Genomic DNA, 26,244 nt, shown 5'->3' with positions numbered 1-26,244 from the left:
ACAAGCGGGGCGAGGCTCGCTAGGGCGACGTCATGGCGATCCGCACCATTCTTGCCGACCCTATGCTGAGGCTACTGGTGGCTGCGGTTGTGCTGGCAGCCGTGCTGCCGATCCCTGCCGAGCAATCAGATGCTGCGCAAGGCCTCGCCAATATCGGGATCTTCTTGCTCTTCCTCCTCAACGGAATGCGCGTGTCGCGGTCCGAAATCGGGCGCGGTCTGCTCAACTGGCGCTTCATCTTGCCGATGGTGCTGTGGGTCTTCGGCGCGATGGCCCTTGCCGGGCTTGGCCTAAGCAAGCTGCTGGCATTCGGACTCCCGTCACTCGTTGCGGTAGGTTTCCTCTACCTCGGTGTGCTGCCCTCGACCGTGCAATCGGCGACGAGCTACACCACGCTGGCCAATGGCAATGTCGGCCTGTCGGTCATATCTGCCGCCCTGCTAAATATCCTGGGTGTCTTCGTGTCGGTTCCGATCTTTCTGCTATTGGGCGGGACGGGCGAGGGCGGCGTAGGCATGGAGACTATCGAGAGGATCGCGCTGATCCTCCTGCTGCCATTCGTGATTGGCCAGCTGGTCCAGGGCTGGACGAAGGATTGGGTTGTGCGGAACAAGCAGCGGGTCGTCTGGCTTGACAGGCTGGTAATTGCCCTTGCTGTCTATGTGGCATTCTCGGGTGCGGTCGAACAGGGCATCTGGAGCACGCTCGATCCGGCTGCGTGGGGCATGCTCGGACTTGGGATCGCCGTTTTCCTCGCGCTCGGCAATGGAGGTGCCTGGCTGGCCTCGGGCGCACTCGGTCTGCCGCGTCGCGATCGGATAGCGTTCCTCTTCGCGGGTGCGCAGAAGAGCGCGGCTGTGGGCGTCCCGCTCGCCACGATCCTGTTCGCGCGCGAGGAAGCGGGCTTCATAGTCCTGCCACTTCTGCTCTATCACTTCTTCCAACTGGTGCTGGCCGCGCCGCTCGCTAGTCGGCTGGCGTCTCCCCCTCATGGGGATGCCGACGGTTATAGCGCACCGACCACCAGAAGCTGAGCCCGATCAGGATTGCCCCGATCAGCCCGGTGATGGTTTCCGGAATGTGGAACTTGGCCGAAATCAGCATGATCGCGCCCAGCACGATGATCGCCCAGAAGGCGCCATGCTCAAGGAACCGATAGGCTGCCAGCGTACCCTTGCGCACCAAGTGGATCGTCATCGAACGCACGAACATGGCACCGATCGACAGGCCGAGTGCGATCACGATCATATTGTTCGACAGGGCGAACGCACCGATCACGCCGTCGAAACTGAAGCTGGCGTCGAGAACGTTGAGATAGAGAAAGCCGCCAAGCCCGCTGCGCACGGCCGCCCCTGCCAGTTTCTGCTTCTGCTCGTGGATTTCGAGGATCGCGTTGATACCTTCCACTGCGATGAAGGTGACGAGCCCGAGGATCCCGGCAATGAGGAAGGTCAGCGCCTCTGCAGGTTCGAGCAATGACGAAATGCCCCACAGGACCAGAAGCAGGATGGCGATCTCGGCTGCAGGCAAGGCAGCGAATTTCGACAGGTTCTCCTCGATCACCGCGATCCAGTGAATCTCCTTGTCGAGATCGAAAAAGAACTTGAGACCGACCATCGCAAGGAAAGCGCCGCCAAAACCGGCAATGCCGACGTGCGCGCTGCTGACAATCCGCTCGTATTCTGCGGGATCGTTGAGCGAGAGCCGGATCGTCTCAACCGGACCGAGTCCTGCCGCGATGGCTACGATGGCCAAAGGGAACACGATGCGCATGCCGAAGACGGCGAAGGCAATGCCCCAGGTCAGGAAGCGTCGCTGCCAGACCTCGTCCATCTCCTTTAGGACCGAGGCATTCACGACGGCGTTGTCGAAGCTGAGGGATACCTCCAGCACCGATAGCACGACGATGATCCACAGCAGTGCGGCAGTGCCGGTGAGGGTGCCTGTGCTCTCCCATCCGTACCAGACTCCCAGTCCTAGGCAGAACAGGGTGAAGATCAGCGAGAAGCCGTAAAAGCGCCAAAGCGTTTGCATGTGTTGGTGAGGTCCTGTCTTCAGCTCTTGGGCTGGTAAGTCTGGTCTGCCGTCGGGAAACTGCGCGAGCGCACTTGCTCGGCATACTGCGCCACGGTCTTCTCAATAACCTCGGCAATATTCTCGTATTTCTTCACAAAGCGAGGCACCCGCTCGAACATGCCTAGCATGTCTTCGGTAACGAGCACTTGCCCGTCGCATTGCGCCGAGGCGCCGATGCCGATCGTGGGGCAGGACACCGCCTGCGTTGCTTCGATTGCGATGGGTTCGAGCACGCCCTCGAGCACGATGGCGAAAGCGCCTGCCTCGTCGAGTGCCTTTGCATCGCCGACGATCTTCTTTGCTTCCGCATCGTCCCGACCGCGAGCCATGTAGCCACCCAGTACATTGACGGCCTGCGGGGTCAGTCCGACATGGCCCATCACGGGAATGCCGCGCTGGTTGAGGAAGGCGACCGTTTCGGCCATCTGCTCTCCGCCCTCCAGCTTCACGGCAGCCGCCCCGCTTTCCTTGAGCAAGCGTGCGGCGCTTTCGAAAGCCTGCTCCTTCGATCCTTCATAGGATCCGAAAGGCATGTCGACGACGACGACCGAATGATAGCTGCCGCGCACGACGGCTGCCGCGTGATTTGCCATCATGTCGAGCGTGACGGGAATGGTGGAGGGCAAGCCGTAAATCACCTGTGCAAGCGAATCCCCGACGAGCAGGATATCGCAGTGCGCGTCGAGCAACTGCGCCTGCCGGGCCGTGTAGGCCGTCAGCATCACCAACGGCTCCTTGGTCTCGCCCTCGGCCTTGTGGGCGCGAATCTTCGGGACCGTCAGTCGCTTCATCGGCTGCGGCGTGGGATTGGCTCTGCTGGTGCTCGTATCGAGCTGGAAGGTAGTCGACATGGCAGATGCGTCTAGCGAGCGTACCGTGCAAAGGCAAAGCTTGCCTCTTGGCCTCGGCACGGATTCGTTGCAGATAGGCGCGCACACGGGAGTTCGCGCCGCCGGGACGAGCGCGATGAAGAGGGTTATTGGAACAGATGGCAGCAGCAGGTTCGGGTGCAACATCAGGCCATGAGAATTGGTCGTCGCGCAGTGCATTCATTCTAGCCGCAGTCGGTTCGGCTGTCGGTCTTGGGAACATGTGGCGTTTCCCGGCAGAGGCGGGCGAAAACGGGGGCGGGGCATTTGTCCTTTTCTACATTTTCTGCGTCCTTCTGATCGGCCTGCCCGTCTTGCTATCCGAAGTATTGATCGGACGGCACGGTCAGGCCTCCGCACCTGACAGCGTCCGCAAGGTTGCAGAAGACTCGAATGCTTCGAAGAGCTGGAGCTTGATCGGCTCGCTCGGCGTTTTTGCAGCTTTCCTGATCTTGAGCTTCTACTGCGTCGTTGGCGGCTGGGTCGTGTACTATATCGGCGTTTTCCTCGGAGACCTGTTCCAGACCGGCCTGACCGGCGGTGCGTTCGAAGGGCGCGCTGCGGAAGATATCGAGAGCCTCCTGCCGGGACTTTTCGGCAACGGATCGCTGATGGTCGGGCTCAACCTCGCTTTTCTCGCCGCGACTATCTTTTTTGTTGCGCGCGGTGTGTCGAGCGGGATCGAGTGGGTAGCTGTTTATCTGATGCCGATGTTCTTCCTGTTGTTCCTTGGCATCACGATTTACGGAGCGTTCACGGGCAATTTCGGCGAAGCGGTCGGCTATCTCTTCACATTCGATTTCAGCAAGCTGACGGGCGAGGTCATGCTCGCGGCTGTCGGACAGGCGTTCTTCTCGCTCTCACTGGGTGTTGCTGGGATGATCACCTACGGGTCCTATGCCAGCCGCAACACGAATCTTGGCGAAACTTCGGGCATTATCGCGGGCGCCGATACCGCGGTGGCTTTACTGGCAGGCCTCGCGATCTTCCCGATCGTCTTTGCTGCCGGCCTTTCCGCCAGCGCAGGTCCGGGCCTGATGTTCCAGTCGCTTCCGATCGCGTTCCAGGCGATGCCGTTCGGTTCGCTCATCGGTCTCGCATTTTTCATCATGGTGTTCTTCGCCGCGCTGACCAGTTCGGTATCGTTGCTTGAGGCGCCGACAGCTTTCGTGAAGGACAGGTTCGGCATGTCGCGAGCCATGGCGACGTTGCTTGTCGGTGCGGGTGCGGCGGTGCTGGGCGTTCTGTCCTCGCTTTCGTTCAACGACATGGCGGATTTCCGTCCACTTGGCTTCATACCGCTGTTCGCAGAGGCGAATTTCTTCGACGCGCTCGACGGGGTGACCGCGAAACTGTTCATGCCGATCGGTGCGATTATGACCTGTATTTTCGTAGGCTGGGTGGCCGATGCGAAGCTGATCGACGACGAGAACGGGCTCGATGGTGTGCTGCATCAGACGTGGCGCGCGCTGGTCCGTTATGTTTGTCCGATCATTCTGGCCGTCATCCTGTTCTTCGGCATCTTCGGCTGACGCAAAAAGGGCCGCCCGGTGGGGGCGGCCCTTTGCGACTTTTCTTATCGTTGTTGGGTCGATTTAGAGATCAACCGATTCCACGTGGCGTTCCTCCGCTTCGTCGTGGACATTCATGCCCAGCGCCATCTTGGCCGTATTGAGCAGGCCAAGATCGCCGCTCCAGATTTCGGCATCGCCGAGGTCCATGCGCAGGAATAGGATGTCGGGATCGTCCTTGCCGCCATCGTACCAGGCTTCGACGAAGTTGTTCCAGAATTGCTCGAAGCGCTGCTTGCTGGTCTCGACAGAAAGCGTCCCGTCGAAGCGCGCAAACATGTCGTGATCCTTGCCGGCGAAGCTCGCCGTGACCTTGCCGAGTTGGGCGAAGGTGGAGTTCTTCTGGGTGAAGAACCAGATCGAACTGTTGGCGTCCTTGTCGAGCTGGGCGGTCATCGGGACAGACGTGTCCGAACGGCCGTCGAGCTCGAGGAACAGGAAGGGCGAGTCGGCGAGTGCGTGCCAGAACTTGTTCTTGAGCGCGTCGGGGTTGCCGTCTGAGTATTTCATGGGGGGCCTTTCTGAATTGGTATTGCCTGATCAACGGTTTGCGCGGGTACGATGTTCCCGGAGGCTGCGCCGGGGCGAGGCTGTGAAAGGATGAATTGCGAATCCTCGTCGCATGGAACATAATAGGAACATACGAGTCGACTCCCGCATGACCCAAACCGATCTTTCCTCCTTGCCGACCACGGCTTTCGAAGACGTCGCCACACTGTCCGCGCGGCGGAGTGCGCGCTGGCGGCCTGGATTGGCGGCGCTGCAGGGCAAGGCTCTGCATAGCGAGGTGTTCACCTCATCCCGCGAGGCGGCGGGTGCAGGGGCGGCGCTGGCTTTGGCGCTTGATGACTGGCGGAGCGTCCCGCGCGGCGAAGGGCAGGAAGCCGAAGACCGGCGCAGCGTTCTCTGGGTGCAGACGCGCGAGGCGGCCCGGCTGGGCGGGCGGCCCTATCGCGCCGGGCTGCCTGCGGATCTCCAGGCGCGCGTGATCCATGTATTGGCAGAAAAGGCGGAAGATGCGCTCTTCGCGCTAGAGGAAGGGCTGCGTTGCCGCGAACTCGCCTTCGTGATCGGGGAGATTGCGGGCAACCCGAAGACACTCGACTTTACTGCCTCGCGCCGGCTGACGCTGACCGCGCAGAAGCACGGCGTGCCGTTGTTCTTGCTGCGGGTGGATGCTGCGCGCGATTTGTCTTCGGCACGGATGCGGTGGGAGGTGACCTCCACCCCTTCTGCAGCGCCCGAATGGAATGCGCAGGCCCCGGGCGATCCCTCGTGGGAGGCTGAACTCTTCCGTGCCCGCACGCATGCACCGGGCGGATGGGTGCTTGGCGAGAAGGACGGGTGTCTGACTGCGAGGAAGGCTCGCGAGGAGACTGACAAGGCCGTGGCGAACTGGACAGCGGGGCTGCAGCATAGCCGTATGCCCCGCCGCGCGTGAATGCGCCGGCGGCAGGCCTCCCCGTTCCCCAGGCCCGCCGCATCCTTTCGATCTGGCTCCCCGCCATGGCGATGGATCGCTGGCGGCAGGGGGCATCCGAACGCCGCGAGCTTGATGACAAACCGCTCGTCCTGATCGCCGATACCGCGCATGGGCCGCGGATCGAGGCGGCCAATCGCGCAGGCGCTGCGGCCGGGGCGAGGGCGGGGATGATGTTGGCCGATGCGCGCACGCTGTGCCCGGAGATCATGACTGCCCCGTCCGACCCGGCGGGCGATCTTTCCTTCCTCGAGAAGCTCGCCGTCTGGGCGCAGCGCTGGGGGCCGTGGTCGGCGATGGATGCGCCAGACGGCCTATTGGTGGACGTGACTGCCGTACCGCACCTGTTCGGCGGAGAGGAAAGGCTGGTGGCCGATGTCGTCGAGGCTTTCGCTGGACGCGAACTCGCGGTGCGCTGCGCCATAGCGCCCACGGCTGGCGCGGCTTGGGCGCTGTCGCATTATGCTGTGTCGGGCACGATCGTGGATCCTCCCAGCGAGGGAGAGGATCTGGAACGGGCCCTTCAGAACCTCCCCGTCGCAGCGCTTCGGCTCGATCAGGATGTGGTCACGGTCCTGCGCCGCCTCGGACTCAAGAAACTTGGCGAGCTCACTACGATAGGCCGCGACGCGATCCAGCGGCGTTTCCGCAACCGCAAATCGCCCGCAGCCAATCCGCTTGTCCGACTCGACCAGTTGCTCGGCCGCGTACCCGAGCCTTTGCTGCCAGTGGTCCCGCAGCAAATGCCGCTGGTACAGCGCCGCCTGATGGAGCCCATCCGCCACCGCCAGCTACTCGACCAAGTGGTAGAAGACCTCGCCGAAGACATGGCGCGCGAGCTGGAGGGCCGGGGGGAAGGTGCGCGAAGGCTCGAACTCGGCCTGTGGCGTGTCGATGGCGAGGTGACGGTCCGCCGCCTCGAACTTGCCGCCGCCACGCGCGAGGCGGCGCATATCGTGCGGCTCTTCGCGACCAAGCTCGACGATATCGATGCAGGTTTCGGGATCGAGATGCTGCGGCTGCGCGCCAGCTGGGCCGAGCCGCTGGCGCTGGAGCAGGACGATATCGAGGCGGCGGCGGAAAACCATGGCATTGCGCTCTCGGCGCTGGTTGATCGGTTGACCGTGCGGCTGGGCGAGGGGGCCGTCAGCCGCCCCGTACCCTTCGCCAGCCATATTCCCGAGCGCGCCCAACGCTGGCAGCCCCCGCTCGAACCCGAACCTGCGAGCCAGGGCCAGCTCGCCTTCCACAAGCGGCCCCTGAAACTGCTCGAACGGTCGGAGAAGATCGCCGTGCTCTACGCTACGCCGGATGGATACCCGCAACGCTTCCGTTGGCGGGGCGAGGTGCATGAGGTGAGCCGGGTCGAAGGGCCCGAACGGATTGCACCCGAATGGTGGCGCGAGCGCGGGACCACGCGGCTACGCGATTACTACCGGATCGAGGACCAGCGCGGCAGGCGCTACTGGATTTACCGGCTAGGCATCGTCGGGGATGGGCGCGGCGGCGCGCCCGAATGGTATCTGCAGGGACTATGCGCCTGAAGCGTCAGCTATCGCGCGAGACGAGCCCGGCACGGCGGCCGCGCTTGGCGACAGGGATATTGCCGAAATTGGCCACCGGGCCCGAAGCAACTTCCACCAGTTCGCAGGTCTCTTCGACCACCGACATCGGGATAGGACGCTCGAAAATCACACCGCAGCTATTCTCGTTCGCCCAGACGACCTTGCCGAAAAACTCGTGCTCGCCCCACTGGAGCAGGCCTGAAACACCTTCCTGTGGCGGATTGAGTGTGTCGAACCGCGCACCTGCTTCCGAGAGATCGGACAGGCGCCCTTCACGGTCGCCGCCAAGCATCTTCAGCCGGGCTTCGCAATTGACCGAATAGCGCTGGACCATCCGGCGCTCGTCTTGGACCACGGTGGAAAGTTTCTGGAATAAAGCCACAGATCGACCTCTCGCTGTTGTGACGTGCACAATCGCCGAGGACGGTTAATACCGCTTTCCCAAGTAGCATTAGCGAGAATTTAACCACGGGGACCGGCGCATTCGGCCAGTCCCCGCAGCTACGACGAGTTATTCCGAGGGTGCCACCAGAAGGCGCGAACCGAGCGGCTGGAGCGAGCGGGCCGACGGGCCGAGATTCGCTTCCATCGCCGCAATCTGTTCCGCACTGGCAGTCAGGGTGGTGTCGGCGACGTGCCAGTTCACCCCTTCGCTGCAGGGCGGCGTGGTGAGCGAACCCATGTAGCGGAAGACCTCGAGGTCATCCGGGACCATGTCGTTGATGTCGAATTCGACCGAGGCGCCTTTGCCTTCGCCGACACCGGAAACGATTTCGCCGAGGGCGTCATTGGCTTCGCCTTCCTCGAACATCACGCCGAGAACGCCGAGTTCGCCTTCATTGGTCGCATGGACAAAGTGGGCAACCAGCGGATAACGCTCGCCCGAGATGGCGTGTTCGGACGGCGTGTGGAAGTGGACCTGGATCAGGTTGAATTCTTTGCCACCCGAATTCATGCCGAAGCCTTCGGGAAAATTGACTTGCACCTTCTCGGTGCCGAGCTCGATCGTCCCGGTGCTGTTGCCGAAATTGGTGGTGAGCTCGACATCGCCGCGTGCATTCGGGCTGCCGAGATCGATTGGCGACTGGTTCAGGCCGGCATCGCAGATCGCATAATCGGTATTGATGGTGGACCAACGTTCCGGCGTCGTGCCGTCACCGAAATTCCAGTCCTTTTCGTGGTGATCGGCGAATGCGGGCGTCGCGGCCATGGCGACCAATGCGACCGAAGCTAGGTATTTCATCTGTTCTCCCCTGTTTTCGTGGGTTCTCTCTGCCGAAGTGAGCGCTGGGCGAGGCAGGGCCGAAGTCATGGGCGAAGAGGAAGTGCGTTCCCCTTCGCCCTTTGGATCAGTTTGCGCTGTAAGGCAGCGAGCTGTGGTGGAGGACGATATCAAGTTCGCCATCATCACCGCGTTCGTAGGCGAAGGAATACTCCACCTTGGTTTCATTGCCGTCGGCACCGGTGAAGAAGTAATTGCCCATTGCCACGGCCATGTCGCCGCTGTCGGAGATCACGGTGCCGTTGTTTTCCCAGCGGACGGCCGTGTAGGGAGCGATGGCGAAGCCGCCATCCTCGGTTCCCTCGGTACCCACGAAATAGCTCAGCGCCTCGGTATCGCTTTCGCGGAACTGGTCTTCGGCAGCGAGAGTGGGCTTGAACAGGATGGTCTGGTTATCGCCATAGGCATAGTGCGTGGCGATGTGTTCCTGTGCCCGTGCACGGTAGTCGCCCTCATCGGTAAAGGTCTTGCCGATGTCGACGATGCCTTGGCCCCACGCTTGCTGCGCGGCCTGGACTTCAGCTTCCGTGATCGGCTGGTTCGCTTCATCGGTTGCCGCCGTGTCGGCAGCGGCGTTTTCGTTCGTCTCACCGCATGCCGCGAGTACCAGAGTGCTCGCAGCGAGTGCTGAAACAGCAAAAATTTTCGACATGTATATTCCCTTCTGTCGGTGCAGTGCACCTGTGAAATCGACGAGAGGGGAACACCTGTTGCGTACACCCCTCTCCGCTTGCGTCCGACATCGCGTGCGCTTCAAGCGCGCGCCAGAGGGGCCCGGTCCGCGTGATCAATACGGAAGCCCCTGCGATTGGTTCCCGGCGGCGGCTTTGCCTTTTGATATTGGCGAATCCAACAGCGGAACGTATAGTGAACAAATGGCTGAGCAGACTGTCCTCCAGAAGCTCGAGATTCTCGCCGATGCGGCGAAATACGATGCTTCCTGCGCGTCGTCCGGGACGGCGAAGAAGAACAGTCTGGGCGGAAAGGGTATTGGTTCGACCGAAGGGATGGGCATTTGTCACGCCTATGCGCCCGATGGCCGCTGCATCTCGCTGCTCAAGATCCTGCTGACCAACCACTGCGTGTTCGACTGTCATTACTGCGTCAACCGCAAGAGCTCGAACGTGGCTCGGGCGCGCTTCACTCCGCAGGAGGTGGTAGACCTCACGCTCGCCTTTTACCGGCGCAATTATATCGAGGGGCTGTTCCTCTCTTCGGGTATCGTGAAGAGCTCGAACCACACGATGGAGCAGATTGTCGAGGTCGCGCGGATATTGCGCGAGGAGCACGATTTTCGCGGCTACATCCACCTGAAGACCATCCCTGAAGCCGATCCGGAAATCGTCCACCAGGCGGGGCTTTATGCCGACCGCGTCTCGATCAATGTCGAACTGCCGACCGACAGCGGGCTCACGCGCCTCGCGCCCGACAAGGATGCGCGGCAGATCGAAGGCGCGATGGGCAAGGTGAAGGCCGACCTAGTCGAGGCGAAGGATGCGAGGAAGCGCTTCAAGCATGCGCCGCGCTTTGCGCCCGCGGGCCAGTCGACGCAGATGATTGTCGGCGCCGATGCCGCGACCGATGCGGATATCGTGGGCAAGGCCAGCCGGCTCTACGACAATTTCCGCCTTCGCCGCGTCTACTACAGCGCCTTCTCGCCGATTCCCGATGCCAGTGCGGTGCTGCCGCTGAAGCGCCCGCCGCTCATCCGCGAGCACCGGCTCTACCAGTCCGACTGGCTGATGCGCTTCTATGGCTACAAGCCCAGCGACGTGATGCAGGCGACCGAGGCGGACGGGAACTTGCCGCTCGATATCGACCCCAAGCTTGCCTGGGCGCTCAAGTTTCGCGAGGCCTTCCCGGTCGATGTGAACCGCGCGTCGAAAGAGCAATTGCTGCGCGTCCCCGGCCTCGGCGTGAAGGCGGTGGGCAAGATCCTGGCGAGCCGTCGCCACCGCAATCTGCGGCTCGACGATGTGGCGCTGCTCACCCAGTCGATCACCAAGGTGCGGCCCTTCATCTGCGCCGTCGACTGGCGGCCGATCACGCTGACCGACCGCGCCGACTTGCGCAGCCTGCTCGCGCCCAAGTCCGAGCAACTGGAGCTGTTCGCCGCATGACCGCGCTCCAGCACGTCAAGCTTGGCACCTATTACGTGGTGCACCTGCCGGAAGCCGACGATTTCGACTTCTGGCGCGAACGCGCGCGCTCGCTCGTCCAGTGCGACGTGCCGCCGGACCGGATTGCATGGGTCGAGCCGGGCGGCAGCGGGGACCTCTTCGCGCATGGCGAGCGCCGCATGCCGGTGCCGCCGATGGACGCAAAGCCGGTGCGGGCCAACCGGCGCTTCGTGAGCCTTGCTAGGAACGCCATCCTTCACTCCGACCCCGAGCGGTTCGCGCTGCTCTATCGCCTGCTCTGGCGGCTCCAGTCCAATCCGCGGATGATGGAGGACAAGGCCGACCTCGATGTGCGCCGCGTGGAGGAACTCGACAAGAACGTGCGGCGCGACAGCCACAAGATGCACGCCTTTGTCCGCTTCCGGCTGGTCGAGATTGAGGACGAGGAGGTGGGCGAGCATTACGTCGCCTGGTTCGAACCCGAGCACCATATCCTGCGCGCCAATGCAGGCTTCTTCATGCGGCGCTTTTCGAATATGCGCTGGTCGATCCTGACCCCGCGCGGGAGCCTGCATTGGGATACCGAGACCATGTCCGAAGGCCCTCCGGCAGAGCGCCACGATGCGCCCGGCGGCGATCCGATGGAGGACCTCTGGCGCAGCTACTACGCCTCGATCTTCAATCCCGCGCGGCTGAAAATCGGCGCGATGCTGAAGGAGATGCCGAAGAAATACTGGAAGAACATGCCCGAAGCCGCGCTCATTCCCGACCTCATTGCGGGTGCACAGGGGCGCGAAGCAAAAATGGTCGAGAAGGGCGCGCTCGAGTTCGAGGAGCGGCCCGATACACTCGCCGCCATCGACAAGGCGATTCATGCTTGCCGCAAGTGCCCGATCGGCCAGCTCGATAACCATGCCGTGATGGGCGAGGGGCCTCAGGACGCTGCGTTGATGATCGTCGGCGAGCAGCCCGGCGACCAGGAGGACCAGATGGGTCGTCCCTTCGTGGGTCCGGCAGGGCAATTGCTCGACGCGCATCTGGAGAAGGTCGGCATCGATCGGCGCGCGGCTTACGTCACCAATGCGGTGAAGCATTTCAAATACGTCCAGCGCGGCAAGCGGCGGCTTCACCAGAACCCGGGCGCGAAGGAGATCGACACCTGCCGCTGGTGGATCGAGAGCGAGCGCGCGATCGTGAAGCCGAAGTTGGTGCTCGCCATGGGCGCGAGCGCGGCGCGGGGGCTGCTCGGCAAGACGGTGAGCATTTCCAAGGTCCGCGGTGCGCCCATTCCGCTGGAGGATGGCAGCGAACTCTGGGTCACCGCGCACCCCTCCTACCTCCTGCGTCTCGATGGTTCTGCACGCGAGGAACAGGCGCGGCTGTTCGATGCCGATCTCGCCGCGGTGAGGGAGCGGCTGGAGGAGCTCGCGTGACATGCCCGAGAACGACCTCCAGATACCCAAGCGCACAATCGAGCTCGATCCGGACGCCATAGACGCGCCCCCACGCGCGCCTTTCGTCGAACTGGGCCTTGTCTCCTGTTTCAGCTTCCTGCGCGGCGCGTCGGATGCGGTGGACCTCGTGCTGCAGGCGCGCGCGCTGGGCTATGACGCGATCGGGATCGCCGATGCCAACACCATGGCCGGCGTGGTGCGCGTTCATACCGAGGCGAAGACGCTCAAGCTGAAGCCGTGCATCGGCTGCAGGATAGAGACGGTAGAGGGGCTGGCCTTCCTCGCCTATCCCAAGAGCCGCAAGGCCTATGGCAGGCTCTGCCGCCTGATCTCCGCCGGCCGGATGCGCACGTTGTCGGGCGAGTGGCAGGAGAAGGGTGCGTGCGACATCAGCCTCCCGATGCTGGCGGCGCATAGTGCGGGGGTGCAGCTGATCCTAGTCCCGCCGCGTGATCTGGGCGAGCGGTTCACCATCGAGGTTGAAAGCAACGTCATCCCCTTCCGTCACCCCGGACTTGATCCGGGGTCCCGCTCCTCTTCGAGCGCGACAGCAGAAGAAGCGGGACCCCGGCTCGGGGGCCGGGGTGACGTTGAAAATGTGGCAATGGAGGGAAGGTTCGAGGAAATTCTCCCCCACCTCACGGCGCAACTCCCTACACTCCGCCACCTCGCCGCAGCCTTCCTTTACACCGATAGCGACGTCGCGCGGATCGAGCAGTTGGACACGCTGGCACGCGCCAACGGCCTCTCCATCCTCGCCACCAACGATGTGCATTATGCGACGCCCGACAGGCGTCCGTTGCAGGATGTGATGACTGCGATCCGCCACAAGACCACCGTCGCGCGGGCAGGGCACCTGCTCCACGGCAATGCCGAGCGCTACCTCAAGCCTCCCGAGACCATGTGCCGCCTGTTCGCACGCTGGCCACATGCGATCCACGCATCACGTGAAGTGGCCGATGCCTGCGATTTCAGCCTCGATGAGTTGAAATATGAATACCCCGAAGAGCTTTATCCCGGCGGTGCCGAGCCGCAGGACTATCTCGAAAGCGAGACCTGGAAAGGTGCGGAGTGGCGCTATCCCGCAGGCGTACCCGACAGCGTCACCGAAACGCTGCACAAGGAACTCGCGCTCATCGGCAAGATGGACCTCGCGCGCTATTTCCTGACCATCAAGGACATCGTCGACTTCGCGCGGACCAAGGTCGATCCGCCAATCCTGTGCCAGGGACGCGGCAGCGCGGCCAACTCGGCGGTCTGCTATTGCCTCGGCATCACCAATGTCGACCCGGCGCAGCACCAGCTGCTGTTCGACCGCTTCATCTCCGAAGACCGCAAGGAGCCGCCCGATATCGACGTCGATTTCGAGCATGAGCGGCGCGAGGAGGTGATCCAGTATCTCTACCGTAAATACGGCCGCCATCGCGCCGGGCTATGCGCCACGGTGATCCATTACCGCCCGCGCATGGCGATCCGCGAGGTGGGCAAGGCGATGGGGCTGACCGAAGACGTCACGGCGGCCCTCGCCAAGACCGTGTGGGGCGGGTGGGGCCGCGAAATCAGCGAGAAACACGCGCAGGAAACGGGCATGGATGTGACCGACCCGCACCTGAAACGCGTTCTCAAGCTGACCGAGCAAATGATTGGAATGCCGCGCCATTTATCGCAGCATGTCGGCGGGTTCATCCTCACCGAAGGCGCGCTCACCGAGACGGTGCCGGTGGGCAATGGCGCCATGCCCGATCGCAGTTTCATCGAATGGGACAAGGACGATATCGAGGCGCTCGGCATCCTCAAGGTCGATGTGCTGGCGCTGGGCATGCTGACCTGCATCAAGAAGTGTCTCGACCTGCTCGATGATCATCATGGGCGCACACTGAGCCTCGCATCGGTCCCGCGCGAGGACCCGGAAACCTATGCTATGCTGCGTTCGGGCGACTCTCTGGGCGTGTTTCAGGTCGAAAGCCGTGCGCAGATGAACATGCTGCCGCGCCTTCGCCCCCGCCAGTTCTACGACCTCGTCATCCAGGTCGCCATTGTGCGACCCGGGCCGATCCAGGGCGATATGGTGCATCCCTATCTCAAGCGCCGCCGCGGAGCGGAGCCGGTGGTCATCCCCGCACCATCGCCGCAGCACGGACCGCCCGACGAACTTTCCAGCATTCTCGAGCGCACGCTGGGCGTTCCGATCTTCCAGGAACAGGCGATGAAGATCGCGCTCGATGCGGCGAAGTTCTCTTCCAAGGAGGCGAACCGGTTGCGCAAGGCCATGGCCACCTTCCGCAGCCGCGGGATGGTGGACGAGCTGCAGGACATGATGGTCGAGCGCATGGTCCATCGAGGCTATGATCGCGATTTCGCGCAGCGCTGCTTCAACCAGATCCGCGGTTTCGGCGAATATGGCTTTCCCGAAAGCCATGCGGCGAGCTTCGCGCATCTCGTCTATGTATCGAGCTGGCTCAAGTGCCACTTCCCCGCCGCCTTCGCCTGCGCGTTGCTGAATTCTCAGCCGATGGGCTTTTATGCGCCCGCGCAAATTGTGCGCGATGCGGCCGAGCATGGGGTGCGTGTGCTGCCGGCGGATGTGAACCTCTCGCAATGGGATTGCACGCTGGAGGAGATCGATGCGGGCAGGGCGGTCGAGGGCGACAGTGGCCGCCTCGACAAGCATATCGCGCTGCGGCTCGGCCTGCGGCAGATCGACGGCCTGCCCGAAGCGGTTGCTGCGCAATTGATCGCCGAGCGTGAGGAGAATGGGTCTTACGAGGATGTCCGCGCCCTGCGTGACCGCGCGCGGATCGGCCCGGCGCATGTCGAACGCCTAGCCAGCGCCGATGCTTTCGGTTCGATGCAGCTTACCCGCAGGCAGGCCCTGTGGGATGCGCGCAGCCTGGTCGGAGGGCCGCACCTGCCGCTCTTCGCCGCCGCTGCCGCGCGTGACGAGGGCGCGGAGAAATACGCCACGCAGCTACCCCAGATGCCGCTCTCCGAGGAGGTGGTGGCCGATTACCAGACCACGCGTCTCAGCCTGAAGGCGCATCCCATGGCCTTCCTGCGCGCTTCGCTGGCCGAGCGCGGTTTCGTGCGCGCCTGCGATCTGCGCGAGCGCAAGTTCCGCAGCATGGTCCATGTCGCGGGCGTGGTGCTGATCCGCCAGCGTCCGGGCAGCGCCAAGGGTGTGTGCTTCATCACGCTCGAGGACGAGACGGGTGTCATCAACCTCGTCGTCTGGCCCGATCTCAAGGAAAAGCAGCGCCGCGTGGTCATGGGTTCGCGATTGATGGAGGTAAGGGGACGCGTCGAATATGATGACGAGGTGATCCATGTGATCGCACACCACATGACCGATGCTACCGGCGAGCTGCACAAACTGTCCGACGACATGCTCAACGCCCCGCTCGCACGCGCCGACCACGTCAGCAATCCGCTCCCCGACAAATTCAACCCGCGCGACAATCTGCGCGAGGGCAAGGACGATCCTTACCAGCCCATCGAACCGTGGCAGGAACCACCCCCGGGCAATCGCGAATGCGGTTGGCATCAGGGTCATCCACGCGATGTGCGCATCATCCCGAAATCGCGCGACTTCCACTGACACTAGCGTTACGGGCGCAGCCATGTTCGATCCGGAACGCCTCATTGCCTTTGCCTGGATAACCGCACTCACCAGCATCGTGCCGGGCCCCTCCATGATGTTCGTCATGGGGCAGGCCATCTGGCGCGGGCCGCGCGCGGGCTGGGCCGCGCTGATGGGGATGCAGATCGGCTACATCGTCTGGTGGATCGCGGCAGCGCTCGGCCTTGCGACGCTGGCATCTGCATACCCCTTGGCCTTCAAGGCGCTGGCCGTGGCTGGCGTGCTTTATCTGGCATGGCTTGGGTTGCAGGCGATCCGCCACTCCTTCCACGGCGACACGGAAGATAATCCGGCACCCGCAAAAGAGCCCTCGCGTCATGCGTTTCGCGACGGGATCGCAGTGGCAATCGGAAATCCCAAATCGCTGATCTATGTCGTCGCGATCATACCACCCTTCGTCGATCCTGCCGGATCCATCGGTTGGCAGATCGCGCTTCTCGCAGCTGTCGCGCTAGCCATCGACCTGCTGATCGGCTGGATATACATCGGCGCGGGCAAGCAACTTGCGAAAGCGATGGAGCGCGCCGCGACACGCCGATGGATCGATCGGGGCATCGGAACCGTATTCATCCTGATCGCAGCTCTCATCGCGGTCGATCTCTACGGGACGCAGCTGTGAACTTCGCCATTTCGCGACACATTGGCAAATTCATCGTCGAGCGGCGTGTGGTTTTGCTCCTCGTGCTGGCCGGCCTGTTCATAGCTGGGCGCAGCTGGCTGCAGGAGCATCCGCAACACAATCCATGGGCGCCGCTCGACCTTAACCATCCAAAGGGCTGGGCAACGCAGCAGAAACTGCTCGCCCTCCGTGAGGATGTCGATCTCTGCCGCGCGGTGCTCGAGCGAAGCGAAGTGGCCTTTCGCGTGCTGGAGCCCGCTGGCGATGGCGAATGCAGGCGAGAGGACCGCACCCAGCTGTCGGCCTATCCGCTAAGCCCCGACACGCCAGCTACGACTTGCCCTGTCGCCGTCGCAATGGAGCTTTGGAAGCGAGACACACTCGACCCGGCTGCGCTCGAAATCCTCGGCAGCAAGGTGTCCCGGATCGAGCACCTGGGGGCCTATTCCTGCCGCAGGATGTATGGCCGCGAAGATGGGCCCTGGAGCGAGCATGCGACGGCAAATGCGCTCGACATCGCGGGGTTTGTGCTGGCCGACGGAACGCGCGTCAGCGTGCTTTCGGACTGGCCGGGAGAGGGCGACAAACAGCGCTTCCTCCGCGAGGCGCGCGATGGTGCGTGCGGGGCATTCTCGACGGTTCTTTCACCCGAATACAATGCGGCGCACGCCGATCACCTACATCTCGACATGGACGATCGCTGGACCAGCGTCTGCCGCTGATCAGGCTGCTTCGAGCGAATACCCCGCGCTGCGAACGGTACGCACCGGGTCTTTCGCTCCTTCGATCTCGATCGCCTTGCGCAGGCGGCGGATATGGACATCCACCGTCCGCAGCTCGATATCGCTCTCGGTTCCCCACACTCCATCGAGGAGCTGGTTGCGGCTGAAGACGCGCCCCGGGCTTTCCATGAAGAACTTGAGCATGCGGTACTCGGTCGGGCCGAGTTTGAGCGGCCGGCCGCGGCGAGTGACTTTGTGCGCGACCGGGTCGAGGGTGAGATCGCCTACTTCGATGGATTCGCCGGCCAGCACGGGTCGGATGCGGCGCATGACGGCCGCCACCCGTGCAAGTAGCTCGCGCGGCGAGAAGGGCTTGGTGAGGTAATCATCGGCACCGGTTTCCAGCCCACGAATACGGTCGTCCTCGGCCTCGCGAGCGGTAAGCATGATGATCGGGACATGCGCGGTGGTCTTATCGCGGCGGAGGCGGCGGCAGACCTCGATGCCGCTCGTTCCCTCGATCATCCAGTCCAAAATAACGAGATCCGGGACGTCTTCCGCTGCAAGCAGGAGCGCGTCGTCCCCATCCGCGGTGGCGCGGACGTCATATCCCTCGTTCGAGAACCGGTATTCGAGCAGCTCGGAGAGGGCTGGATCGTCCTCCACGAGCAAGAGCTTGCCAGCTTGCACCTTCGCGCCTTCCTGCTGTTTCTTTCCCACGGCAGTATGACCCTCAGGCTACAGAATTGTGTCAGCCGTCCTCATCGGGCGGATAGGTTCCGGTTGCGGCGAAATGGACCATCTCGGCCACATTCGTCGCATGATCGCCGATCCGCTCGAGATTGCGTGCCACGAACAGCAGCTGCGCGGCACTCGAAATGGTGGAAGGATTTTCCACCATATGGCTGACAAGGTTGCGGAAAATCGAGTTGTAGAATGCGTCGACTTTTTCGTCCGCCGCAATGACCTCGCGTGCCAGCTCCGGATCGCGCGCGGCGTATGCCGTCAGCACGTCATGGACCATTTCGCTGGCGACTTCGGCCATGGCCGGAAGCAGGGTAAGCGGCTCGAACTGTTTGCGATTGTCGCCGATCTCGCGGCTCGCCTTGGCGATGTTCTTCGAATAGTCGCCGATACGTTCGACGACGCCTGCGATCTTCAGCGCGGCAATGACCTCGCGCAGATCGTCTGCCATCGGCGCGCGCAGAGCGATGATGCGAACGGCCAGCTTGTCGATCTCGCTTTCGAGAGCGTCGATCTTCTTGTCGCCCTTGATGACCTTCTTGGCGAGGTCGTGATCACCCTTCACCAGGGCGTCGAGCGCTTCCTGGATGGCGACTTCGGCGAGGCCGCCCATCTCGGCGATGAGGCCGCGCAGGCGAGTGATGTCTTCGTCGAAGGCTTTTACGGTATGTTCGTTCATGATCTCAAAGCCTTATCCGTAGCGTCCGGTAATGTAATCCTGGGTCCGCTGTTCGATCGGATTCGTGAATATGTCAGATGTGCGGCCATATTCCACCATCTTTCCAAGGTGGAAGAAGGCGGTGCGCTGGCTCACGCGGGCCGCCTGCTGCATCGAGTGCGTGACGATGACGATGGCGTAGCGGCCATTGAGTTCGTCGATCAGTTCCTCGATTTTGGCGGTGGCGATGGGGTCGAGCGCCGAGCAGGGTTCGTCCATCAGGATGACCTCGGGATCGACCGCAATTGCGCGCGCGATGCACAGGCGTTGTTGCTGGCCGCCCGAAAGCGCGGTGCCGCTATCCTGCAGGCGGTCCTTGACCTCTTCCCACAGACCGGCGCGGCGGAGCGACTTCTCGACTACCTCGTCGAGCTCGTCCTTGCCCTCGGCAAGACCATGGATCTTGGGGCCGTAGGCGATGTTTTCATAGATCGACTTGGGGAAGGGATTGGGCTTCTGGAACACCATGCCGACGCGCGCGCGCAGCTGCACCACGTCGAGACTTGGGCTGTGAATGTCCTCGCCGTCGAGCGTGATCGTGCCTTCGACCCGTGCCGAGGGGATGGTGTCGTTCATGCGGTTGAGCGAGCGCAGGAAGGTCGATTTTCCGCAACCGGATGGCCCGATGAACGCGGTCACATACTCGGTGGGAATATCGATCGAGACGTTGTCGATGGCCTTCTTATCTCCGTAGAACACGGAAACGTCCTTGGCGCTCATCTTAGCCTCGGCGGTCTTCAGATTTTCGTGAACTACGGTCACCAGGTTTTCTCGAACTTGTTGCGCAGGTAAATGGCGAGGCCGTTCATCAGCAGAAGAAACAGCAGGAGGACGATGATAGCAGCGCTGGTGCGCTCCACGAAACCGCGGTCGATTTCATCGGACCAAAGGAAGATCTGCATTGGCAGCACCGTGGCCGGTGCGGTGAGGCTGTCGGGGGGTGAGGCCACGAAAGCGCGCATACCGATCATCAGCAGCGGCGCGGTTTCGCCCAGCGCCCGGGCCATGCCGATAATCGTGCCGGTCAGGATGCCGGGCAGGGCGAGCGGAAGGACATGGTGGAAAACCACCTGCACGGGCGAGGCGCCGACTGCCAGCGCGCCGTCGCGAATACTCGGCGGGACAGCCTTGATGGCATTGCGGCCGGCGATCACGATGACCGGCATAGTCATTAGCGCCAGAGTCATACCGCCGATCAAGGGGGCGGATCGATAGTTCGGGAAGATCGTCAGGAAGACTGCAAGACCGAGTAGGCCGAAAATGATGGAGGGGACTGCAGCAAGGTTGTTGATCGATAACTCGATGATGTCGGTCCACTTGTTCTTGGGCGCATACTCCTCGAGGTAAAGCGCCGCCAGAACACCGATCGGGAAGGCGAGTAGAAGCGTGACGACCATGGTCAGCATCGAGCCCTTGAGCGCCCCCCAGATGCCGACCTGCTGCGGATTGGTCGCATCGGCGCGGGTGAAGAACCCGGTGTCGAACTTCTCGGCCAGCTTGCCTTCTGCCGAAAGGCTGGCTGCCAGATCGCGCATTTCCTGCGAGCCTTCGCCGTCATAGCCCGAGGCGAGGTCCGCGCTTGCCGGGATCCAGAACGTTTCCTCGCGGTCGAGGATGGAGGGGTCAGCCGCAATCGCGGCGGCCACGTCGCGCCAAGCCTGGCTGCCGATCTCCGCGGCGCCTTCTTCGCCGAGCGCTTCGCCAGCATAGAACTGCACCACTTCGGGCAATCCCTGCGATTCCAGCGACTGCACCATGGCTGCCGGGTCGGTCGCCATGGGGTTGGCCGTGATTCCCGATTGCGTAAAGTCAATAGGAACCGCCAGCTCGGCACGCTGGAAGCCGCCGATGCCGTTGATGGTCATCGAACCGAGCAGGTAAATGAGAACGGCGATCGAAAAGACGATGGCGCCAAGGCCGATTGCCTTGAACCGCTTCTCAGCAGCGTAACGCTTTTTCAGCCGCGCCTCGAAAGCGGGCGTGCGCGTGGGGGCGATTTGCTCACTCATAAGCTTCGCGGAACCTTTTCACGACGCGCAGGGCGATGAAGTTGAGGCCGAGGGTGACGAGGAACAGCACGAAGCCGAGCGCAAAGGCGCTGAGCGTGGCCGGATGGTCAAAACTGCCTTCCCCGGTCAGCATGGCGACGATTTGCACCGTCACGGTGGTCATGGATTCGAGCGGGTTCGCGCTCAGATTGGCTGCGGTGGAAGCGGCCATCACCACGATCATTGTCTCGCCGATAGCGCGGCTGATGGCGAGCATGATGCCCGCGACGATGCCAGGCAGGGCTGCTGGGATAAGTACGCGCCTGATCGTCTCGTTGGTCGTTGCGCCCATTGCAAGGCTGCCATCGCGCATGGCCTGCGGAACTGCGGCGATGCTGTCATCGGCCATCGAGGAAACGAAGGGGATGATCATCACGCCCATGATCAGGCCAGCCGCCAGCGCGCTCTCGCTCGATGCGCCCGAGAAGCCGAGTGAAATCGCGAAATTGCGAATGGCCGGTGCGATGGTCAGTGCGGCGAAATAGCCGTAAACCACGGTCGGGACACCGGCGAGGATCTCCAGTGCTGGTTTCACCCAGGCGCGCAGCCTGGGGTGGGCGTATTGTGTCAGGTAAATCGCGCTCATCAGGCCGAGCGGGATCGCTACAATCATGGCGATAATCGCGCCGATAAACAGCGTACCCCAAAACAGCGGAATTGCACCATAGCGCGAACCGTCTGGGTTATCCGGATTGGCCATGGGGTCAGGCCCCCAATGCGTTCCGAAGAGGAAATCGATCGGGCTGACCATGCCGAAAAAGCGAATGGTCTCGAACACCAGGCTGACGAAAATCCCGAGCGTTGTCAGGATCGCAACGAGCGAGGCGGCCAACAGGATCGCCATGACGATCTTTTCCACCCGGTTGCGGGCAGCGAAATCGGGCTTCAGTCGCAGAAAGGCGTACATCCCGCCGAGGAAGGCGATCAGGACCGTCACGAGAATGCCGATCCAGTTATAGCGGGATATGGCCTCGCGATAGGGTTGGACGAATTCGGACGCGAGCGGGTTGAACACGCCCTGTGCCGCACCGATGGCAACGGCGCGTGCCTCATTCAGGATAGTCTGACGCTGGAATCCAAACTCGGGCAGCTGGTCGGCAGCGGGGCTGGCAAGGACGGCCTGGGTCACGAGTCCAGGTGCAATCGCGCTCCATGCGCCGATGAATACCAAGACGGGAAGGATGACCCACAGCGCCACATACCAGGCGTGGTAGCTGGGAAGGCTCGCCAGCCGCCCGTCGGGGCTGGCGCGCCGGAAGGACCATGCTCGCGCACGAGCCGCCAACCAACCGGCGAGCCCGAGCCCGAGGGCCAGGAGAAGCAGGAGGGTTAGCGACATCGTGCGTAGGCTCGTTCCTTACTTGAGGCTTGCGCCGTCAAGCGTGTCGTAATTCGTCACAGCCGACATGGCCGTGGCAGCGGCATCTTCAGGGTTCGCGACGAGGCCGATCTTGGCGAGATCGCCGTCCCGGCTCCACATCTGGCTCCACTGCGTCAGATATTCCTTGAGGCCAGGGATGGCATCGAGGTGCGCCTTCTTGACGTACATGTAGAGGGGACGCGCGCCCGGGTAATCGAAGCTGGCGATGTTCTCGTAAGTCGGGGCAACGCCGTTCATGTTGAGGCCCTGCACCTTGTCGGCATTTTCCTCAAGATAGGAATAGCCAAAGATACCCACAGCGTTGGGGTTACCCTGGATCTTCTGCACGATCAGGTTGTCCTGCTCGCCCTGGTCGACATAGCGGCCGTCGCTGCGGACCTCGGTGCAGACCTGGTCGTAACGGTCTTCATCCGATTCCTTGAGCGCCGACATCGATTCGTCGGTCTTGCAGCCGGCTTCGAGGATCAGTTCCTTGAGTGCGTCGCGCGTGCCGGAGGTGCTCGGCGGACCGTAGACCAGGATTTCGATGTTCGGGAGCGACGCATCCACATCCGACCAGGTCACATTGGTCTGTTCACCGCCATAGGGCGATGCTGCCAGAGCTTCGTAAACCATCTTCGGGGTCAGGTTCATGTTGATGCCGCCCTGCGCCGAAGCAAGCGCGATGCCGTCGAGGCCAACCTGGACTTCGACGATTTCGGTCACGCCGTTGTTCTGGCAGGTTTCAAATTCGCTAGCCTTCATGCGACGCGAAGCGTGTGCGATGTCGGGCGTTTCCGGACCGATTCCGGCGCAGAACAGCTTCATGCCGCCCCCGGTACCGGTCGATTCGATAAAGGGCGATTTGAAGTCGGGGTTCGCGCGGGCGAAGGTTTCCGAAACCGCCTTGGCGAACGGGAACACGGTCGACGAGCCGACGGCCGTCACCTGGTCACGGGCGCCGCCGCCAGCATCATTGCTACCGCAAGCGGCGAGAGTGAGGGCCGACGCAGCAGCGAGAGCGAATTTGAAAGTCTTGGTCATGGTTAGGGTACCCCTTTGGTGTCCACTAGCCGCGCAAGAGCGCGAAAATGTTACGTGTTGACGACAAGAGTGTGACTTTCGCTAGGGGGCCGCCGAATCTCTTGGCGGCCCCATAACGGGATTGATCTCAGAAATCGACCTGTGCGCGCACGCCGAAGGCATCGACGCCGTAATCGGTGTCGCCGTCGCCGGTCGGCAGGACCGCGTCTTCGTAGTCCATCCGGCCGTAGTTGATGCTGAAGAGAGTGTTCGAGGCGGGCTTCCAGATGAGTGATGCCTGGTAGCCGTTCTGCACGCCGCCAAGGATGCCAGCATCGTTGAGGTCGAGATGATCGTAACGCAGGTTGAGCTGCAGCGAGCCGAAGCCGCCGTCTCCGAGCGGGTTTACCGGTTTCACCCGGTCGAACTTCCCACCCTTGTACCCGCGGCTGTCGCCCTTGGTCAGAAAGTACCCGACTTCGGCATAACCACCAAAGAAGGTTGGGTTGGCGACATCCATACGCATGTCGACATTCTGCCAGAATCCTTCCGCCGACGCATGGAAGGGACCAGCGACGACGGCAGCTTCCAATCCTGCGCCAAATTCGCTTTCCGCGTCGAGATTGCCGGTGTTGACGAAGCGGGTCGAGGTGAAGTGAACGAACGGCCGCTGGCGGTAACGAACCGTCGCATCGTCTTCGCCGAGATCATTGTAATGCAGCGATCCGCCGAAATGCAGCTGGGCGTTGCCAGCCTTGGGCATGATCACAAAGCGACCATCGACACTGCGGTTGTCGGTGGCGGTGTCGTCAAAGTTGTCGGTGAAGACGCCCGCCTGACCCAGGAAGATGCCGTTTGCGTAGGTGATCGAGGCACCGATCCGGCGCTCGAAACCGAAGGCATCGGTAAAGGCGGCACGCTCGATGAAACTGCTGTGGAGCGAACTGGTCAGTTCCTCGAGCGACTGGAAATTGTTGTGCTGGCCGATGGCGATCTCGGCATTGCCGGTCTCGTAAGAGAAATAGGCGTCGTTCACGTCGATTTCGTCGCCGGCGATGTCGAACTCGACCTTGTAACCGAAGCCGCCGGGCAGGTCGCCCGAAGCGCCGAGGCGCGCACGGCGCACTTCATTGCCGAAGCCGTCGTCCGCACCGACGGAATCGGGTGCGCTGGTCGATCCGACATCGAACATCAGGCGGCCACGCGGCTTGAAGCTCCAGCCGTCCTTCTTTTCGAGCTCGGCAGCCGGAGCGGGCGCGGGAGCAGGGACGGCGACCGCCTCTGCGTTGGCGGCGATCACCGCATCCTGCGCGGCGTTTTCGGCCTTGGTCTGCGCAAGTTCGCCTTCGAGCTGGTCAATGCGCGAAGCGAGAGCTTCGAGCTGTGCGCGCATGGCGGCCAGTTCGTCCTCAGCAGATGGCGCGCCCTGCGCGAGGATGGGAGTAGCGATAGTGCAGCTCATCGCCGCCGCGAGGACGGAAAGCCGGAAAGCGGTCTTCATGTGACGAATCCCTTACAAGGTTACGTTTCGGCGTCGCCTCTATGACTGCTCTGTTACGGCAATGTGACAGTTCGCGAGCGACAGGACGCACGCTGTGGATAGCCTGTTGAGAAGCCCGAATTTCCGGCCGTTTCGCTAGGTCTCAGGCAGCGAGGGGAAGCGTCACCCGAACCCGCGTTCCTTCGCCAAGAGCGCTGTCGATCGCGAGCTTTCCGCGGTGCCGTTCAACGATATGTTTCACGATCGCGAGGCCAAGCCCGGTTCCGCCCGATGCACGGCTGCGGCCGGGATCGGTGCGATAGAACCGACGGGTCAGGTGCGGGAGGTGTTCGGGGGCGATGCCATCGCCGCGATCCTGGACGCTCAGCAGGACACGCTTTTCGCCCTGCGGCTGGAGACGGACGGTCACCGGTTGGTCATCGTCGCCATATTTGAGCCCATTGTCGACTAGGTTGCGGACCAGCTGTTCGAGTTGCTGCTCGTCCCCGCGGACCAGAAATTCGCCATGCGATTCGATGTCGAGCCGTTCGACCCGGTCGCCCGCTGCGTGGCGTGCGGCGCGATCCACCAGCTTGGTGAGATCGATTACCTGGTCGGGAAGGTCGTGCTTCTCCGCCTCGATCCGCGAAAGCGACATAAGGTCGCTCACGAGATCCTGCAGCCGGCGCCCTTCGCGCTGGATGGTGCCGAGAAACTTGTCGCCCGTCTTCGGATCGAGGTTCTCGATATCCTCGCGCAGCGTTTCGACATAGCCGAGGATCGAGGCGAGCGGAGTGCGCAGTTCGTGGCTGGCATTGGCGACGAAGTCGGTATGCGCGCGACTGATATCGGCCTCGGCCGTCTTGTTGACGAATTCGATGATGGCGAGCCCATCGCCTAGGTTCTTGCGATTGATCCGCCAGATATCGCGCCTGCGGGCCAGGGCGCGAATGATCGCGGTGCCGTCTTCCCCGCTTTCCAGCAAGCCCACGGCTTCCGGTTGGCGCAGGGCCATCCTCACATCCTGCCCGAGTATGTGCGCGCCGAGCAGCCGACGTGAAGCGAGGTTCGCGATGATGACGCGGCCAGCCTCGGTCACGATCACGGGGGTCTCGGAATGCTCGACGAGATCGCCCATTGTGTCGCGCGAAATTGCTCCATTGCCATTCTTCTCGACCGGCGGAGGAGGCGTCGCCCCGACCAGCCAGAGCGAACCGGCCCATACGAGCAGCATTAGCAGGATCGGGAGTACCGGAAGGTCCAGGACGATGAGGCCAACCGCCGTCGCGAGCGCCAGTGCGAAACCGGACCAGGGGAAGGGGCGGGAGCTCATTGCGAGGCCGCGCTTAGCGAGGCTTTTCGCGCGGCGCTAGTCCGGTCGCATGCCTGTCATGAAAGTGATGGTGACCCGTACGGGAATCGAACCCGTGTTTCAGCCGTGAAAGGGCCGCGTCCTAACCGCTAGACGAACGGGCC

General features: G+C 62.6%; 23 protein-coding genes and 1 tRNA gene. 9 read left to right on the top strand and 15 right to left on the bottom strand.

What is annotated here, in order from left to right:
• The first annotated feature begins 32 nt into the window (after window positions 1-32).
• The gene (locus tag K3146_RS05695; protein WP_221545288.1) at window positions 33-1,034 is read left to right on the top strand and encodes a bile acid:sodium symporter family protein; all 1,002 of its coding nucleotides are present in this window, start codon (window positions 33-35) and stop codon (window positions 1,032-1,034) included.
• On the opposite strand, the gene K3146_RS05690 is transcribed toward K3146_RS05695, so the two are convergent.
• Together K3146_RS05690 and panB are read right to left on the bottom strand one after the other, a co-directional pair.
• The gene (locus K3146_RS05690; RefSeq protein ID WP_221545287.1) at window positions 967-2,034 is read right to left on the bottom strand and encodes a DUF475 domain-containing protein; all 1,068 of its coding nucleotides are present in this window, start codon (window positions 2,032-2,034) and stop codon (window positions 967-969) included. The two genes, K3146_RS05695 and K3146_RS05690, sit on opposite strands and share 68 nt — an antisense overlap.
• Window positions 2,035-2,054: 20 nt before the next feature.
• On the bottom strand, window positions 2,055-2,927 hold the full coding sequence (gene panB, locus K3146_RS05685; protein ID WP_221545286.1) for a 3-methyl-2-oxobutanoate hydroxymethyltransferase: 873 nt from the start codon (window positions 2,925-2,927) through the stop codon (window positions 2,055-2,057).
• A 137-nt stretch (window positions 2,928-3,064) separates the two neighbouring features.
• Here panB and K3146_RS05680 point away from each other — a divergent pair, with 137 nt between their 5' ends.
• Entirely contained in the window at window positions 3,065-4,477 is a 1,413-nt protein-coding gene (locus tag K3146_RS05680; protein WP_221545284.1) for a sodium-dependent transporter, read from the top strand.
• Window positions 4,478-4,540: 63 nt separating this feature from the next.
• On the opposite strand, the gene K3146_RS05675 is transcribed toward K3146_RS05680, so the two are convergent.
• Window positions 4,541-5,026, bottom strand: coding sequence for a pyridoxamine 5'-phosphate oxidase family protein (locus K3146_RS05675; protein ID WP_221545282.1), 486 nt, complete (start codon window positions 5,024-5,026; stop codon window positions 4,541-4,543).
• A 148-nt stretch (window positions 5,027-5,174) separates the two neighbouring features.
• Here K3146_RS05675 and K3146_RS05670 point away from each other — a divergent pair, with 148 nt between their 5' ends.
• On the top strand, window positions 5,175-5,957 hold the full coding sequence (locus K3146_RS05670) for a hypothetical protein (protein WP_221545281.1): 783 nt from the start codon (window positions 5,175-5,177) through the stop codon (window positions 5,955-5,957).
• A 65-nt stretch (window positions 5,958-6,022) separates the two neighbouring features.
• Window positions 6,023-7,540 carry a DUF6504 family protein gene (locus tag K3146_RS05665; RefSeq protein ID WP_247711138.1) on the top strand — a complete coding sequence of 506 codons (1,518 nt, stop codon included), beginning with the start codon at window positions 6,023-6,025 and terminating at the stop codon, window positions 7,538-7,540.
• A gap of 4 nt (window positions 7,541-7,544) precedes the next feature.
• On the opposite strand, the gene K3146_RS05660 is transcribed toward K3146_RS05665, so the two are convergent.
• From K3146_RS05660 to K3146_RS05650, 3 genes are all read right to left on the bottom strand, one after another.
• Entirely contained in the window at window positions 7,545-7,943 is a 399-nt protein-coding gene (locus K3146_RS05660; protein ID WP_221545276.1) for a PilZ domain-containing protein, read from the bottom strand.
• A 129-nt stretch (window positions 7,944-8,072) separates the two neighbouring features.
• A complete protein-coding gene (locus tag K3146_RS05655; RefSeq protein ID WP_221545274.1) occupies window positions 8,073-8,804 on the bottom strand; it encodes a carbonic anhydrase in 732 nt (243 codons plus the stop codon).
• A gap of 106 nt (window positions 8,805-8,910) precedes the next feature.
• Window positions 8,911-9,495: a phosphoribosyl-AMP cyclohydrolase gene (locus tag K3146_RS05650; RefSeq protein ID WP_221545272.1), complete on the bottom strand. Its 585-nt coding sequence runs from the start codon at window positions 9,493-9,495 to the stop codon at window positions 8,911-8,913.
• 223 nt (window positions 9,496-9,718) lie between these two features.
• Here K3146_RS05650 and K3146_RS05645 point away from each other — a divergent pair, with 223 nt between their 5' ends.
• The 5 genes from K3146_RS05645 to K3146_RS05625 are packed head-to-tail and all read left to right on the top strand — an operon-like array spanning window position 9,719 to window position 17,395.
• Entirely contained in the window at window positions 9,719-10,963 is a 1,245-nt protein-coding gene (locus K3146_RS05645; RefSeq protein ID WP_221545270.1) for a putative DNA modification/repair radical SAM protein, read from the top strand.
• Complete coding sequence (locus K3146_RS05640) at window positions 10,960-12,396, top strand: UdgX family uracil-DNA binding protein (RefSeq protein WP_221545269.1); 1,437 nt, start codon at window positions 10,960-10,962, stop codon at window positions 12,394-12,396. The genes K3146_RS05645 and K3146_RS05640 overlap by 4 nt, the downstream gene beginning before the upstream one ends.
• A gap of 1 nt (window position 12,397) precedes the next feature.
• Entirely contained in the window at window positions 12,398-16,012 is a 3,615-nt protein-coding gene (locus tag K3146_RS05635; protein WP_221545267.1) for an error-prone DNA polymerase, read from the top strand.
• A 22-nt stretch (window positions 16,013-16,034) separates the two neighbouring features.
• Window positions 16,035-16,673 carry a LysE family translocator gene (locus K3146_RS05630; RefSeq protein WP_221545266.1) on the top strand — a complete coding sequence of 213 codons (639 nt, stop codon included), beginning with the start codon at window positions 16,035-16,037 and terminating at the stop codon, window positions 16,671-16,673.
• Window positions 16,670-17,395, top strand: a complete 726-nt coding sequence (locus K3146_RS05625; RefSeq protein WP_345723827.1) for an extensin-like domain-containing protein — start codon at window positions 16,670-16,672, stop codon at window positions 17,393-17,395. The genes K3146_RS05630 and K3146_RS05625 overlap by 4 nt, the downstream gene beginning before the upstream one ends.
• On the opposite strand, the gene phoB is transcribed toward K3146_RS05625, so the two are convergent.
• The 9 genes from phoB to K3146_RS05580 all read right to left on the bottom strand — a co-directional run bounded on the left by phoB (window position 17,396) and on the right by K3146_RS05580 (window position 26,244).
• Window positions 17,396-18,085 (bottom strand): phosphate regulon transcriptional regulator PhoB, encoded by a 690-nt coding sequence (phoB, locus tag K3146_RS05620; protein ID WP_221545881.1) that lies wholly within the window; start codon window positions 18,083-18,085, stop codon window positions 17,396-17,398.
• A gap of 61 nt (window positions 18,086-18,146) precedes the next feature.
• Entirely contained in the window at window positions 18,147-18,818 is a 672-nt protein-coding gene (phoU, locus tag K3146_RS05615; protein WP_221545264.1) for a phosphate signaling complex protein PhoU, read from the bottom strand.
• A 12-nt stretch (window positions 18,819-18,830) separates the two neighbouring features.
• Window positions 18,831-19,577 (bottom strand): phosphate ABC transporter ATP-binding protein PstB, encoded by a 747-nt coding sequence (pstB, locus tag K3146_RS05610; RefSeq protein ID WP_247711134.1) that lies wholly within the window; start codon window positions 19,575-19,577, stop codon window positions 18,831-18,833.
• A gap of 38 nt (window positions 19,578-19,615) precedes the next feature.
• Complete coding sequence (gene pstA, locus K3146_RS05605) at window positions 19,616-20,866, bottom strand: phosphate ABC transporter permease PstA (protein ID WP_221545260.1); 1,251 nt, start codon at window positions 20,864-20,866, stop codon at window positions 19,616-19,618.
• Entirely contained in the window at window positions 20,859-22,244 is a 1,386-nt protein-coding gene (gene pstC, locus K3146_RS05600) for a phosphate ABC transporter permease subunit PstC (RefSeq protein ID WP_221545258.1), read from the bottom strand. The genes pstA and pstC overlap by 8 nt, the downstream gene beginning before the upstream one ends.
• Window positions 22,245-22,262: 18 nt before the next feature.
• Window positions 22,263-23,309, bottom strand: coding sequence for a substrate-binding domain-containing protein (locus K3146_RS05595; protein WP_221545256.1), 1,047 nt, complete (start codon window positions 23,307-23,309; stop codon window positions 22,263-22,265).
• 127 nt (window positions 23,310-23,436) lie between these two features.
• A complete protein-coding gene (locus tag K3146_RS05590; protein ID WP_221545255.1) occupies window positions 23,437-24,789 on the bottom strand; it encodes a porin in 1,353 nt (450 codons plus the stop codon).
• 142 nt (window positions 24,790-24,931) lie between these two features.
• Complete coding sequence (locus tag K3146_RS05585) at window positions 24,932-26,101, bottom strand: sensor histidine kinase (protein WP_221545254.1); 1,170 nt, start codon at window positions 26,099-26,101, stop codon at window positions 24,932-24,934.
• A 68-nt stretch (window positions 26,102-26,169) separates the two neighbouring features.
• Window positions 26,170-26,244 (bottom strand) — tRNA-Glu (locus tag K3146_RS05580).

This window comes from Qipengyuania vesicularis (assembly GCF_019711415.1).
Classification (GTDB): Bacteria; Pseudomonadota; Alphaproteobacteria; order Sphingomonadales; family Sphingomonadaceae; genus Qipengyuania; species Qipengyuania vesicularis.
This window is presented reverse-complemented; position numbering and strand designations above follow the sequence as displayed.

Bases quoted from the DNA above. Each gene is read 5' to 3' on its own strand.
- K3146_RS05680 (WP_221545284.1), top strand. From the start codon at position 3,065: ATGGCAGCAGCAGGTTCGGGTGCAACATCAGGCCATGAGAATTGGTCG.
- panB (WP_221545286.1), bottom strand. From the start codon at position 2,927: ATGTCGACTACCTTCCAGCTCGATACGAGCACCAGCAGAGCCAATCCC.
- K3146_RS05650 (WP_221545272.1), bottom strand. From the start codon at position 9,495: ATGTCGAAAATTTTTGCTGTTTCAGCACTCGCTGCGAGCACTCTGGTA.
- K3146_RS05690 (WP_221545287.1), bottom strand. From the start codon at position 2,034: ATGCAAACGCTTTGGCGCTTTTACGGCTTCTCGCTGATCTTCACCCTG.
- K3146_RS05585 (WP_221545254.1), bottom strand. From the start codon at position 26,101: ATGAGCTCCCGCCCCTTCCCCTGGTCCGGTTTCGCACTGGCGCTCGCG.
- K3146_RS05665 (WP_247711138.1), top strand. From the start codon at position 6,023: ATGGCGATGGATCGCTGGCGGCAGGGGGCATCCGAACGCCGCGAGCTT.
- K3146_RS05640 (WP_221545269.1), top strand. From the start codon at position 10,960: ATGACCGCGCTCCAGCACGTCAAGCTTGGCACCTATTACGTGGTGCAC.
- K3146_RS05695 (WP_221545288.1), top strand. From the start codon at position 33: ATGGCGATCCGCACCATTCTTGCCGACCCTATGCTGAGGCTACTGGTG.
- pstC (WP_221545258.1), bottom strand. From the start codon at position 22,244: ATGTCGCTAACCCTCCTGCTTCTCCTGGCCCTCGGGCTCGGGCTCGCC.
- phoU (WP_221545264.1), bottom strand. From the start codon at position 18,818: ATGAACGAACATACCGTAAAAGCCTTCGACGAAGACATCACTCGCCTG.
- K3146_RS05675 (WP_221545282.1), bottom strand. From the start codon at position 5,026: ATGAAATACTCAGACGGCAACCCCGACGCGCTCAAGAACAAGTTCTGG.
- K3146_RS05655 (WP_221545274.1), bottom strand. From the start codon at position 8,804: ATGAAATACCTAGCTTCGGTCGCATTGGTCGCCATGGCCGCGACGCCC.
- pstA (WP_221545260.1), bottom strand. From the start codon at position 20,866: ATGAGTGAGCAAATCGCCCCCACGCGCACGCCCGCTTTCGAGGCGCGG.
- K3146_RS05630 (WP_221545266.1), top strand. From the start codon at position 16,035: ATGTTCGATCCGGAACGCCTCATTGCCTTTGCCTGGATAACCGCACTC.
- K3146_RS05635 (WP_221545267.1), top strand. From the start codon at position 12,398: ATGCCCGAGAACGACCTCCAGATACCCAAGCGCACAATCGAGCTCGAT.
- K3146_RS05590 (WP_221545255.1), bottom strand. From the start codon at position 24,789: ATGAAGACCGCTTTCCGGCTTTCCGTCCTCGCGGCGGCGATGAGCTGC.
- K3146_RS05670 (WP_221545281.1), top strand. From the start codon at position 5,175: ATGACCCAAACCGATCTTTCCTCCTTGCCGACCACGGCTTTCGAAGAC.
- pstB (WP_247711134.1), bottom strand. From the start codon at position 19,577: ATGAGCGCCAAGGACGTTTCCGTGTTCTACGGAGATAAGAAGGCCATC.
- K3146_RS05645 (WP_221545270.1), top strand. From the start codon at position 9,719: ATGGCTGAGCAGACTGTCCTCCAGAAGCTCGAGATTCTCGCCGATGCG.
- K3146_RS05595 (WP_221545256.1), bottom strand. From the start codon at position 23,309: ATGACCAAGACTTTCAAATTCGCTCTCGCTGCTGCGTCGGCCCTCACT.